This is a genomic window from Aerococcus sp. HMSC10H05, from assembly GCF_001806975.1.
GTDB classification, from domain to species: domain Bacteria; phylum Bacillota; class Bacilli; order Lactobacillales; family Aerococcaceae; genus Aerococcus; species Aerococcus viridans_B.
The window spans coordinates 7432-21554 of the sequence record NZ_KV786967.1 but is presented as its reverse complement, the minus strand read 5'-3'; the positions used below and the strand labels follow the sequence as shown (position 1 = coordinate 21554).

The following is a 14123-nucleotide window of genomic DNA, read 5'->3' as shown; positions in this document are numbered from 1 at the left end:
CGGTTCTTTTAAAATTTGTATTAAATAAATTGACCATGGTCTACATCGTAAAGTCCATTGTCTGTTAAACGAAGTTCAGGGATAACTGTTAAAGAAATAAAGGATAAGGTCATGAATGGATCAACTGATTCAGGAACACCTAGCGCTCTAGCGTGTGCCACCATTTTGTTCAACTGTTCTTGAACGAATTTTGCTGATCGTATACTAATAATGCCAGCTAATTCTAGAGGTAAGGTCGCTACAATTTTACCTTTAGAAGCAATGACGTACCCTCCTTGAATGCGGTCAAGTTCTGCTACAGCTAATAAAATATCTTCATCGTTATCTCCTACAACCGTAATATTATGCGCGTCATGTGAAACGCTCGTTGCAATCGCACCATTTTCAATGTTATACCCCTTAATGGCACTAACACCGATACCACCAGCATGTCCGTGACGTTCAATCACACAAGCCTTATTAAAAATTTTATTCGCTTGGAAAAATTGATCTTTGACAGGTAATATTTCTTCAGACTCTCTTGTTAAAATAGAATGCGCTACTAAATTGATTACTTTGACGGGACGATTATCCACTTGTAATGCTATTTTATCTTGATTGATAAATGGTAGTTTTACAGAATGTAGAAGGTCAGTATCTGTAACGGGTGTATTATTTTTTTGATGTAGCGTATCGAAATCAATGATTTCACCATTTTTGATGACCTGTTCAATTGTTACTTGTTCAACATCATCAATAATAAGTAAATCGGCTAGATAGCCCGCTGCAACCGCACCAAGATCATACAATTGATAAGCTCGAGCAGCATTATAAGAAGCCATTTTATAGGCTGTCGCAACAGGTACACCTAATGCAATGGCTTTTTTTACGCAAAGATCAATATGACCTTCTTTTTCAATATCTTCAAGATGTTTATCGTCGGTACAAAACATACAATTATCTAGAGCAATATTATTCGCAATAAAGCCCTTAATGATTGCATCAAGATTTCTAGCTGCACTACCCTCACGAATCAGCAATTTGAATCCAGCTCTTAATTTTTCAATTGCTTCTTCATAATTTTCACATTCGTGTTCTGTATGGATTCCGGCAGCACGATAAGCTTGTAATGCTTTGCCAGTTAAACCAGGTGCATGACCGTCAATGATTCGATCTTTAAAAAGAGCCAGTTTATCTAATACTTTTTCTTCAGCATTTACAACATCATCAAAACGCATCATTTCAGCTAGACCAAAAACCTGATTAGTATTTACATAAGATGTCATATCCTTGGCAAGTATTTCACCTACACCATTATTATCGATATCTGTTGCTGGTACACAAGAAGGCATCATGATATGCGTTGTCATAGGGGTTTCTTGGATACTTTCAAGCATAAAGTCTAATCCTTTTTGTCCAACTACATTGACTAGTTCATGTGGGTCAGCAAAAATAGTCGTCGTACCTTTTGCTAGGGCGTACTTTGAAAATTCGAGAGGTGTAACCATAGCTGATTCGATATGCATGTGGGCATCAATTAGACCGGGAGCAATATATTTACCAGTACAATCAATGGTATGTTTCCCTTCATAAGCACCTAAACCAGCAATACGATTGCCAGTAATTGCTACATCGGTTTGAATGATTTCTTCTGTAAAGACATTAATAACATAGCCATTTTTTAAGATGATATCGGGTAATATTTTACCATTAGCGACGTGAATTAAATCTTCCATACTTTTCCCCTTTTATGTTGCATATTTTTCTAAAATGACTGAACTGTGAATCCAATAAACATTTAACTACTATAAAATGCTTCTTAATAGTTTTTACGAACATTACAGGTGATCATAAAGTAAACGTTATTGGATTTGGAAATTTGAATAGTATTATAACAACAAATCGCCTTAAAAGTATATAGAAAATTATCAAAAAACACGAATTATAAACTAAAAGCAATATAAAAGTGTTCTTATAAAAATGAATCAATTTGTTGAAATAGGTTGGTTTTTAACAATAAATAAAATTTACACATTTTATTACATATAGAAAAAGGGCTGTGATTTCAAAACATCACAGCCCTTTTTACTTTTTAACCTAGGATAAAATTGTATATTTATTTTCTTTCGATAGGATGACCACCAAATCCGGAACGAAGAGCAGAAACTACTTTATTTGAAAAACTATTTGGTAATTGACTATCATTTCGTACGAATAATGATTGTGCAATGATAGGCACTGGGACTTCTAAAGCTAATGCTTCTTCTACAGTATATTTTGCTTCACCACTTGAATCAATTTTCGCTACGATATTATCTAATTGATGATCTTCATTAAAACTTTCTTCTAATAATGCCATTAACCAAGACCGGATAACTGAACCGTTGTTCCAAAGTTTAGAAACTGCAGCAAAATCAAAATCATAATGTGAAGCTTCTAGCACGCTGAATCCTTCACCTATAGCTTGCATCATGCCATATTCGATGCCATTGTGGACCATTTTTAAGTAATGACCAGAACCTGCAGGACCGCTATATAAATAACCATCTTTACAAGCAATATCACTAAAGAAGGGTTCTACTATTTTAAATGCTTTTGGATCGCCACCAATCATTAAGTTTACACCATTTCTTGCGCCATCAATACCGCCAGAAGTACCACAATCTAATAAGTAGATGCCTTTATCTAATAATTCTTCCCCTCTAAGAAGCGTGTCTTTATATTTTGAATTACCACTGTCAATAATGATATCACCAACTTGTAATTTTGAAGCTAAATCTTGAAGAATCTGATTGGTCACTTTTCCTGCCGGTGTAGATAGTAAAACAATCTTTTGTTGGTCTAATGCATCTAATAAGTCTTCTTGACTATCTACCGTGGGAATTTCTTGCTGTTTTGCAGTTTCTCTAGCTTGGGCTGACGCATCGTAGCCAATAATATCCCAATTATGATCGAGTGCATTTAACGCTAAATTAGCACCCATTTTACCAAGGCCAATAATACCGATTTTCATTTCTTCCACTCCTTTTCTTAAGTCATCTAAATATTAGCACGAAAAAATGAGGGCTTCATTTCAACTTTGGCACACTTAATGGCGACAAATATAGCGCTTTCAAACGATTGAATAAAGGAATTGTAAGTTTTATGATGAATGTAACTTAAAAAGGTTGAGGAGGAATGACGATGTCAGAAGCGAGTTCAAATATGACTAATCAAGAAATGTATTCAAATAAAAAAGTATCTATGAAAACACGGATACAAAAATTTGGTTCTTATTTAAGTAGTATGATTATGCCAAATATTGGAGCATTTATAGCTTGGGGAATTATTACGGCCTTGTTTTTGGCCACTGGATGGCTGCCAAATGAAGAATTAGCACAAATGATTGACCCAATGAAGAATTATTTATTACCTTTATTAATTGCCTATAGTGGTGGTAGTTTAGTACACGGCCAACGTGGTGCTGTTGTTGGTGCTATTGGGACTATGGGGGTTATTGTTGGTTCTGAAATTCCAATGTTTCTTGGTGCGATGTTGATGGGACCTTTTGCAGGTTGGTTGTTAAAGAAATTTGATAACAAATTTGCAGATAGTATTCCTCAAGGTTTTGAGATGTTAGTCAATAACTTCTCGTCTGGTATTTTAGGTTTTATTCTAGCAGTATTGGGTTATTATTTTGTAGGACCAATGATTGGTGCGATTACTGATATTGCTTCCATTGGTATTCAAGCTATTATTTCCGATGGCTTCTTACCATTAGCAAACGTGATTACTGAACCTGCTAAGGTTATCTTTTTGAATAATGCTGTCAATCACGGTATATTTACACCATTAGGTGCACAGCAAGCACAAGAAGCAGGTAAGTCAATTCTTTATTTAGTATCGATTAATCCAGGTGTTGGTGGCGGTATGCTATTAGCTTATATGCTTTTTGGCAATGGATCAGCTAAATCTTCAGCGCCAGGTGCCTTTATTATCCAATTCTTTGGTGGAATTCATGAAATGTACTTCCCTTATGTATTGATGAAACCATTGATGGTATTAGCTGTAATTGGTGGCGGAGTGACAGGTACAGCTATCTTTCAATTATTTGATGTAGGACTTGTTGGACCTGCGTCACCAGGATCTATTATTTCTGTGGTTGCGATGACACCACCGGGAGATTTATTAGGTATTTTACTAGGTGTATTTGGCGCATTCTTAGTATCCTTTTCAATTGGGGTTGCCATTTTAAAATTCGACCGTTCAGAGGCTAAGGATTTTGAAGCGTCTAAAAATGCCGTGCAACAAGAGAAACGAGCATCTAAAGGACAAACGACTGTTAGTAGCCAAATTACTGAAAATGTCTCAGATATACCAAAAGCTGAAAATGTCCATAAAATTATCTTCGCTTGTGATGCAGGTATGGGTTCAAGTGCCATGGGCGCATCTTTACTACGTAAAAAAGCAAAAGAAATCAACTTAAATATTCCAATTTCAAACTCTGCTATTAATAACTTAAAAGATGAGTCTGGTACCTTAGTGATTTCACAATATGAATTAACACCTAGAGCACGTCGTCAATCTCCATCTGGTATGCATGTATCAGTGGATAACTTTTTAGATGGTGATCGATATGATGAAATTTTAGGCGCTATGCTGTCAAAACCAATTGAAGAGAAGCAGACAACAAATAGCTTGGAAACTAGCCACTCTATTGAAGCAATTCAATATATATACTTTCCATATGAAAATAAAGTTGGCAAAACCACAATGGCTGCGTCTTTGTTACGCAATAAATTGAAAGAGACTGATAGCAAAGATATTACTGTGAAAGCAATCGCCATCGAAGAGCTAGCTAACTTAGACTTGATGCATACGTTGGTGATTGGAAATCAAAATATGGTACAAAGCTTACAAGACTTATATCCAGATTTAACAAGTTTCGTGGTTGAAGATTTACTAGAAGCGAGAGCTTATGATCAATTAGGCGCTTAATATATAGACAATAACTTTAAGAAAAGGAGTGGATACTGGTTGTATCTATCACAACGAGAAGCCATCATATTAGATCAGTTGTTATATAACCATTCGGGCATTCCCATTTCTTCTTTTCAAAGTTTATTACAAGTGAGTAGACGGACCGTCTATCGTGAAATTACTAATCTAGAGGAGTCCTTGAAGACTTTGAATATTCAGATTGTGAACGAAAGAAATAAGGGCTATAGACTAGTAGGAAACGCGGAAACCCTTGACATGTTGAGAGAAGAGAATACGGCAAGAAATCAATATGTATTTTCAAAAGATGAACGTCAAGATGGTATTGTAACGACCTTGTTGGTGAATGAATCCCCAGTGACAGCTGAAGCTTTAAGTCAGCAATTTGGTGTTAGTTTAAATACGATTTACCAAGATATAGATGCAATTGAAGATAATTTAGGGATAATTAGGCTCAACCGATTGCCTGCTCAAGGTTTTATGATTCAAACAGATGAAATTACTAATCGTAATATTGTGGCGACAAATATATACAATAATCTATCATCAACGAATAGTATAGCTTACTTATCCGACTTAACTGAAATTGGTGCATCACTTGATAAACCTTTTTTTCTCACTTTTATTTCAGACATCAGTCTAAAAACCGTGCTAGAAAGTTTTAACCAAAGTGATATGACAGCGGATAGAAAAATGAACGATAATCAGATAAGACCAGTCCTCATCCAGTTGGCATACGCAATTGACCGAATGAAAGCTGGTTATGCAATAGCTGATATTGTGCATATTCATCAGAATGTGCCAAGTGATGTCATAAACTTGGCTTATCAAATAACTGGCTATATTGCAGAACAACTAAAGATGAACATTCCAATCAATGAGCGGAATTTACTAGTAAATCAACTTGAAGGCATCAATTTTAAAAATAAGGAATCTATTTTTAATGTAAATTTTGATACCCAATTATCCTATAAGGTCCAAAAACTTATCCGTTTGGTTTCTGAAAAAACAGCTAACGATTTTAGGAAAGATAAACGCTTATATAAAGGCTTAATTTCGCATATCCGAGCAGCTTTAAAAAGAATTGAAAATGATCCAATTACTACTTTTAAAGATACTAGTTTAGAACTGGTGGTTGACCAATATAACGATTTATATGCTCAGGTAGAAGCAAGTTTTAAGGAGGTTTTTGCAACTGATATTTCTCACGAAGAAGTCGCTTATATTCTAATGCATTTTGCAGCCGCTTATGAAGCAGGCCCAACATTCAATTACCAACCGCGGTTGTTGGTGATTGTTTCTCATTATGGTGGTACTGGAAAGATTATTAAAGAGCGAATAGATAAACAGTTTCATGATATTTTTCAAGTGGATATTACACAATTATCCGACATTGATCAATTAGATGTTGGGACTTATAGCATGATTTTGTCGACGACAACTTTAAAGCATTTTCCTGTAGAGTATCATTTGATTTCACCAATATTTAGTGAACATGACATTGAGCTGTTAAAAGATTTTATAGCAACCTATAAAATTGGTCATAAAAACCAGCTGACCAATCAATTTAGTAATGATAATTACAAGCTTACTTTTGAAGAAATGCGGGATTCCATCATGATTGCAGATGGTCTATTAAAGCAATTTAAGGTGGTAGACGTTGAAAGTAAGGCTAGTGTAGAAGAAACAATCCAAAGTCTTATTCAGACATTAGAACCAGTAGAAGTATCAAGCAAGGAATTGGTAGCGCAAGCCATTATTAAAAGATATAAGACAACACCTATTGGTATACCAAATACGAATATGTCACTCTTTCATAGTGTGCACGCAAATGTGAAACGACCGTTATTTAAAGTTTACAATTTATCGACACCTTTTAGTGTAGAGGGTATGGATAGGCAAACGATACAACTACAGCGTGTTCTTTTATTACTAGCACCAGCCCCTTTAGATACAAATGTAAAGACTGTATTAGGTTGGATTAGCCAGTCAATTATTGAAAATAATATTAATACCGATTTATACAATAAGGGAAACGAAGAGGCGCTAAGGAACTTATTAAGTAGACTATTTGTTGAAGCAATACAGGAATCAGGGAAGGGTGATGATTAAATGTTATTGAATAAAAATATGATCAAAATAAACCAACATTATCAATCAAAAGAAGAAGCAATTCGTGCAGCAGGTAATCTATTAGTGGAAAATGGACATGTTGATGCTTCTTATGTGGAAGCCATGTTAGAGCGTGAGAATGAAGTAACGACCTACATGGGAAATTTTATTGCCATTCCACATGGTACAGATGTAGCTAAGGAGAGTATCCATTCAACCGGTATTTCTGTGATACAAGTACCGTTTGGTGTAGATTTTTCCGATGATCCTAGTGAAGAAAAATTGGCCATGGTAGTATTTGGTATCGCAGGGGTAAATAACGAACACTTAGATTTACTTTCTAAAATTGCTATCTTCTGTTCAACAGTAGATAATGTGGTGAAATTAGTGAATGCTGAAAATGAAGCAGAAATGATTGCTTTGTTGGATAGTGTTGAAGCGGCTTAAAAATTAAAAAAGATATGAGGCTGAGACAAAAATGTCTCAGCCTCTCTTTACTATATAAGAACGTTTATCATCGGGTTTTGGTCCAGTACGTCAATGCTAAACGGCTTTTGCCACACCTTCTTTTGGATATTATCGGATATATCATAACCATTTTTTAAAGGTTTAAAATACAATAATGTCTAATTTTGTATTTATAATGTATGTTTTATATAAATAAAAAACTTAAAACCCCATTACGATAAAGGTTATAAAATAACCCAAAGTATATCGCGTGAATATCACTTATAAATATAGTAAACTAGAATTAGTCTTAAGGAATTCTTTATTTTTGAAGATTTCCAAAAAATGAAGTTTAAGTAAAAGGAGATGGAAAAAATGGATTTAGCAGGTTTATGGGCTAGTCTAGCTGCTAGCATACCAGCTTTTATTGGTGGTATTTTATTAATTATTGTTGCGTGGATAGTAGCGGTTTTAGTTAAAAAAGCTGTTGCAAAAGGTTTACGAGCAGTAGGTTTAGCAAGTCGCTTCGTAAAATGGCATATTGCAGAAACTGAGGATCAAGCAGAAACAACCTTTGATACTATTGCACAAATTTTATACTACATTGTATGGGTGTTATTCTTACCAGGTATTTTTGATATGTTTGGTTTAACCTCAATTGCGACACCAATTCGTGATATGACGGCAAATGCTTTGGCGTTTATCCCTTCTATCGTAGGTGCAATCATCATTATGGTTGTGGCAGTAGTGGTCGCACGTTTAGTGAAACAATTAGTTTATTCATTAGTAAAAACAGTGAATATTGATAAATATGTAGCTAAATTTACTGGGAATAAAACACAAGATGGACAAGCGGCAGATACGATTGCAAATGTACTTTCTTATGTAGCATATATTGTTGTCTTTATTCCAATTGCGGTTGTAGCGCTTGAAACATTAGGTATTTCTTCAATTGCGACACCAATTATTGGCGTATTAAACAGTGTTGCCGCTGCAATTCCAAATATTTTAGTAGCTGTTATTTTACTAGGTGTTGGATTTGCAATTGCTAAAGTGATTGGTGACTTAGTACAAAACTTGCTTGAAGGTACTGGTTTAAATAACTTATTTAACCGTGAAGCGAGTGCAAGTACAAAAAATATCAATGTGTCAGAAATCATCGGTCAAGTAGTTGCGGTAGTGATTGGTTTATTCTTTACAGTTGAAGCGTTAAATGTATTAAACTTAGCTATCTTAAACACTATTGGTGCAGCAATCATTGCTTACCTACCTAATGTATTAATTGCTTTAATTATCTTAGGTCTTGGTATCTTTGGTGGTCGTTTCGTTGGTGACTTAGTGAATAAAGCCACTCAAAGTAAATGGGTGGGTGAAATCATTAAAGGCGTATTCGTGGTATTCTCAGTATTTATGGCATTAGATCAATTGAACTTTGCGAATAATATTGTGAACATGGCCTTCCTATTCATTATCGGTGGCTTATCAGTTGCCTTTGCCTTATCATTTGGTTTAGGTGGACGCGACTTTGCGAATAAACAATTAGAAAAATTAGATAAAAAAATTGAAGAAGAATCTGGTCAAACTGATCATAAAGATTAATTCTAATCACAATGAAGACTGTACCCCTGGCTGTAAAGTTGGGGGCTTTTTATTTGTTTCTGAGTCATTAAGTCTTCTATAAGCTTTAGCATAAACCTTTATATATTATATGAAAATGTATATAATATAAGTAATAAAATATGAATAGATGATTGTAGGAGGTGTTAAAATTGAAAAAGAAAGTAACCTGGTTTCTACTATTGAGTACGTCATTAGTGTTAGGTTCATGTTCTTGGTTTAATAATGCAGCGGACGTTTATGATGAAAGCGAAGTGTCTTCAACAAATCATGCAAGTTCGTCAGTAGATGCTTCAGCTAGCCAATCTAGCTCGCAGGCAGAAAGTGAAGCAAGTAGTGGCATGAGTGAGTCTAGTGTATCTGAAGAAGTGTCAGCTTTAGGGGTGATTGACTATTTTCCAATGAGAGAAGGTTATCAGGCGGTATTTGCTGGTGATGGAAATGAATTTGCAGGATTTACTAGGACCTATGATTTTATTCGTGATGATTTTCTAACGATGCGGACTGCAACTGGTGGTACCACAACCTTAGAAGTAGTCGCCATTACACCAGATAGGGCTGAAGTGTTGGTGACTAAGCCTGAAACTTACAGTCATGAAGAGCTTACATACGATATGATTACGCAAACTGGTGAGCCTGTTAAGACTTTGATTGAAGGGCCAATCGAAGTCGGTCATACTTGGGATAGTGACGGTCGTCAAAGGGAAATTACGGGGATAGATGTCCCCGTTGAAACGACGACGGGTAGCTATGAAGCACTTGAAGTGACTGAATACGGAGAAGATAGTGAAAGAAGAGAGTATTATGCGCCGGATGTAGGGTTAGTTTATGTGGCAGATGAAAGTACAGATCCGGATGCAACTTATCTTGTGACTCAGATATTAGCTCAGTTGTCCTTTGAAGGCTGGGGGGAAACGATTACCTTCTACTATCCAAATGGTGAAAATAGATTTGAACAAGTAACTGATACTATTCAGATGACTACCAATGATAAGATGGCTTTAAAATTCACACAGCTGTTTCAGGGTGGCAATAGTGCTGACCAACAATTAATGGGTAAAAGTGTTGAAATAAATACTATCGACGTAAATAGCCAAAACCCTGGTCAAGGTAAGACCGTCAACATTGACTTTAATGAACATATTCGTAAATTGGCAGATGATCCACAAGGAAAGGCCAAATTGGATGCCATAATGGCCAGTATTCAACAATATTATAATGCTGATGAAATTCGACCAACTATTGAAGGTGAATATATGGTTATTGATGGACTTGTCACTTTAACAGCTGAAAAACCCTTATACTTAGTGCCCGAAGATGTCTATCCTTATTAAGGCAAAATGAACGCTCATCCTCTATTTGGCTGGGCGTTTTTTCATGTTAGTCCAAAAGATCTATTTCGTCTTTTTCAAAGGGTTATTGGTAGCGTGAAAAAGTCGCAATTTCTGAGTAGAATTAGTTTACTTTTAAATATAGATTGCGTATAATACCGAATGTATAAAAAAAGTAGTTTGACAGTCAAAGTGTCTTTCTAGTCCAACCAGGTAAATGGGAGGGGTAGATTGGGCGCTTTTTTATTTGCACAAATACGAACAATAGTAGATAAATTTAGTTAGAAAGGAATAGATTTAATGATTACTCGTGGTTTTGATACGATCGCAGCGATTTCTTCTGCCCCAGGTGAGGGTGCCATTGGGATTGTACGTCTTTCAGGTGATGATGCCTTAGCAATTGCGGATAAGGTTTATAAATTAGGTAGCAAAAAATTGAGTACGCAAGACAGCCATACGATTCACTACGGCCATATTGTAGATCCAAAAGATGGTCAAGAGATTGATGAAGTGATGGTTTCAGTAATGCGGGAACCTAAAACTTTTACACGAGAAGATATTGTTGAAATTAACACCCATGGAGGAATTGTAGCGACAAATCGCGTGTTAGAGCTTGTTTTGCGTGAAGGCGCTAGCTTAGCGGAGCCAGGTGAATTTACTAAACGGGCCTTTATTAATGGGCGGATTGATTTAACGCAGGCAGAAGCTGTGATGGATTTAATCCGTGCCAAAACAGACCGGTCAATGGATTTAGCTGTAAAGCAATTAGACGGAAAGTTATCTCATTTAATTGAAAATCTGCGTCAAGATATCTTAGATACGTTGGCGCAAGTTGAAGTGAACATTGATTATCCTGAATATGATGATGTGGAAGAAATGACACTTAAATTGTTGGGTGAGAAAACCCAAATCATAAAAGAGCGAATTGATGGTCTATTATCTACTGCTAAACAAGGGAAAATCTTGCGTGATGGGATATCAACTGCTATTGTAGGACGTCCAAATGTAGGAAAATCTTCTTTATTAAATGCCTTATTAAGAGAAGAAAAAGCGATTGTAACAGATATCGAAGGGACAACCCGCGATACGGTTGAAGAATATATTAATATTCGCGGTGTTCCTTTGAAATTGGTGGATACAGCAGGTATTCGTGATACAGAGGATGTTGTGGAACAAATCGGTGTGGAGCGGTCGAAGAAAGCTTTAGCTGAAGCAGAATTAGTCTTACTATTATTAAACCAGTCTGAACCTTTAACAGATGGTGACCGTGAACTTTTAAACTTAACTCAAGGCCACAAGCGTATTATTGTCATGAATAAAATGGACTTACCTAACCAACTTCTAAAGGAATCTTTATTAGAGTGGGTTGACGAGGATGAGGTGATTGCAACATCAATGATGACTCAAGAAGGTATCGATGCTTTAGAAGAAAAAATAGCGGATTACTTCTTTACCGGTCAATCTGGTGAAAAAGATGCTACTTATGTGTCTAATGCACGTCATATTGACCTTTTACAAAAGGCGAGTCAATCACTAGATGAAGTAAAAAATGGGATTGATATGGGTATGCCGGTTGATTTGATTCAAATCGACTTCACCCGTGCTTGGGAAATCTTAGGTGAAATTATTGGTGAAAATGCACCGGATGAACTATTGACGCAACTATTCAGTCAATTCTGTTTAGGTAAATAAAAGAAAGTTAGAAAGGATGAGACGATGCAAACTTATGAAGCAGGAAAATATGATGTCATTGTAGTTGGTGCTGGGCATGCCGGAAGTGAAGCAGCCTTAGCCGCAGCTCGTATGGGTGCAGAAACAATGTTAATTACGATTAACATTGATATGGTAGCCTTTATGCCTTGTAACCCGTCTATTGGAGGACCAGCAAAAGGGGTAGTGGTTAGAGAAATTGATGCCCTTGGTGGTGAAATGGGTCGTAATATCGATAAGACCTATATTCAAATGCGTATGCTAAATACAGGTAAAGGACCAGCTGTCCGTGCCTTACGTGCGCAAGCAGATAAAGAGGCATACGCTAAAGAAATGCGTAAAACGATTGAAAATCAAGAGAGGCTAACCTTGCGTCAAGGATTAGTTGATGACTTAATCATTGAAGATGATACAGTTAAAGGAATTGTTACCAATACTGGTGCAATTTACCGAGCTGATGCAGTCATTTTAACTACTGGTACAGCAGCCCGTGGTGAAATTATTATTGGCGAATTAAAATATTCTTCAGGTCCAAATAACTCACAACCTGCTGAGAAGTTAACTGGTAATTTGGCTGAAAAATACGGTTTTGATATTGCCCGCTTCAAAACGGGTACACCACCACGTGTTGATAAACGTACGATTAATTATGAAGAAACAGAAATTCAACCTGGTGATGACACGCCTAATCATTTTTCATTTATGGCTAAAGATGAAGATTATTTACCATTAGCAGACCAAGTACCTTGTTTCTTAACGTATACAAACGAAGCCACCCATGAAACAATTCGAGAAAACTTACACCGTGCGCCGATGTTTACAGGTATTGTTGAGGGTGTTGGTGCCCGTTACTGCCCGTCAATTGAAGATAAAGTTGTACGTTTTGCAGATAAACCAAAACATCAAATCTTCTTAGAACCTGAAGGGTTAGATAATGAAGAGATTTACGTTCAAGGACTATCTACTTCACTTCCAGAAGATGTTCAAAATGATATGATTCATTCCGTTAAAGGATTAGAAAATGCTCGTATTATGCGTAGTGGCTATGCGATTGAGTATGATGTCGTGAAACCAAATCAATTAAAGGTAAATTTAGAAACTAAACAAATTGCTAATTTATTTACTGCTGGTCAAACGAATGGCACTTCTGGTTATGAAGAGGCTGCTGGTCAAGGATTGTATGCGGGGATCAATGCTGTATTGAAAATCCGTGGTGAAGAACCGTTTGTAATTGGTCGTGATCAAGGCTATATTGGCGTAATGATTGATGATTTAGTCACTAAAGGTACTACTGAACCTTATCGTTTACTCACATCTCGCGCTGAATACCGTTTACTATTACGCCATGACAATGCAGATACACGTTTAACAGAAAAGGGTTATGAATTTGGCTTAGTTTCTGAAGAACAATATAACCTATATAAGTCAAACCAAGCAGAAGTAGCTGAAGAATTAGATCGTCTAATGAATGTTCGTTTGAAACCAACGCAAGCATTACAAGACTTTTTAGCAGAAAAAAATTCAGCTGCCTTAAAAGATGGGATTATGGCGAGTGATTTATTACGTCGTCCAGAGCTAAAAATTGATGATATTTTAAAATTTGCGCCAAGTGATAAAGCATTATCACGTCAAGTAAGAGAGCAAGTTGAAATTCAAATTAAATATGCTGGCTATATTGTAAAAGAACAACGTAAAGTAGAGAAATTACATCGTTTAGAACAAAAAGAAATTCCTGCTGATATCGATTGGGATGCTATTGACAGCTTGGCTACTGAAGCACGTCAACGCTTGAAAGAGATTGGTCCCCGTACCTTAGCTCAAGCTAGCCGTGTATCAGGAGTAAATCCTTCAGATGTATCCATTATCATGGTTTACCTACAAGGTGGTCACGTCGCACGCATTTAAGTCAAATGATATCAAAAGAAGGTGAGACAAAAGTCGTTTAGCATT

Annotated in this window: 9 protein-coding genes; 7 read left to right on the top strand and 2 right to left on the bottom strand. The window is 36.2% G+C overall.

The genetic code is table 11. The annotated features are described in order from the left end of the window. Positions 1–20: 20 nt before the first annotated feature. Together ade and gnd are read right to left on the bottom strand one after the other, a co-directional pair. The gene (gene ade, locus HMPREF3116_RS03120; RefSeq protein WP_070467747.1) at positions 21–1715 is read right to left on the bottom strand and encodes an adenine deaminase; all 1695 of its coding nucleotides are present in this window, start codon (positions 1713–1715) and stop codon (positions 21–23) included. A gap of 380 nt (positions 1716–2095) precedes the next feature. Further along, the gene (gene gnd / locus HMPREF3116_RS03115; protein ID WP_256365714.1) at positions 2096–3001 is read right to left on the bottom strand and encodes a phosphogluconate dehydrogenase (NAD(+)-dependent, decarboxylating); all 906 of its coding nucleotides are present in this window, start codon (positions 2999–3001) and stop codon (positions 2096–2098) included. A 161-nt stretch (positions 3002–3162) separates the two neighbouring features. Between gnd and HMPREF3116_RS03110 the strand changes: the two genes are divergently transcribed. The 7 genes from HMPREF3116_RS03110 to mnmG all read left to right on the top strand — a co-directional run bounded on the left by HMPREF3116_RS03110 (position 3163) and on the right by mnmG (position 14078). Continuing rightward, a complete protein-coding gene (locus HMPREF3116_RS03110; protein WP_246819035.1) occupies positions 3163–4956 on the top strand; it encodes a PTS mannitol transporter subunit IIBC in 1794 nt (597 codons plus the stop codon). Between the two features lie 39 nt (positions 4957–4995). Beyond that, complete coding sequence (locus HMPREF3116_RS03105) at positions 4996–7068, top strand: BglG family transcription antiterminator (protein ID WP_070467745.1); 2073 nt, start codon at positions 4996–4998, stop codon at positions 7066–7068. Next, positions 7069–7515 (top strand): PTS mannitol transporter subunit IIA, encoded by a 447-nt coding sequence (locus HMPREF3116_RS03100; RefSeq protein ID WP_070467744.1) that lies wholly within the window; start codon positions 7069–7071, stop codon positions 7513–7515. A 375-nt stretch (positions 7516–7890) separates the two neighbouring features. After that, positions 7891–9114 carry a mechanosensitive ion channel gene (locus HMPREF3116_RS03095; RefSeq protein WP_168125775.1) on the top strand — a complete coding sequence of 408 codons (1224 nt, stop codon included), beginning with the start codon at positions 7891–7893 and terminating at the stop codon, positions 9112–9114. 170 nt (positions 9115–9284) lie between these two features. Further along, positions 9285–10466, top strand: coding sequence for a hypothetical protein (locus HMPREF3116_RS03090; protein ID WP_070467742.1), 1182 nt, complete (start codon positions 9285–9287; stop codon positions 10464–10466). 297 nt (positions 10467–10763) lie between these two features. Further along, positions 10764–12155, top strand: a complete 1392-nt coding sequence (mnmE, locus tag HMPREF3116_RS03085) for a tRNA uridine-5-carboxymethylaminomethyl(34) synthesis GTPase MnmE (RefSeq protein WP_070467741.1) — start codon at positions 10764–10766, stop codon at positions 12153–12155. A 24-nt stretch (positions 12156–12179) separates the two neighbouring features. Continuing rightward, positions 12180–14078 carry a tRNA uridine-5-carboxymethylaminomethyl(34) synthesis enzyme MnmG gene (gene mnmG, locus HMPREF3116_RS03080; RefSeq protein ID WP_070467740.1) on the top strand — a complete coding sequence of 633 codons (1899 nt, stop codon included), beginning with the start codon at positions 12180–12182 and terminating at the stop codon, positions 14076–14078. Positions 14079–14123: the final 45 nt, after the last annotated feature.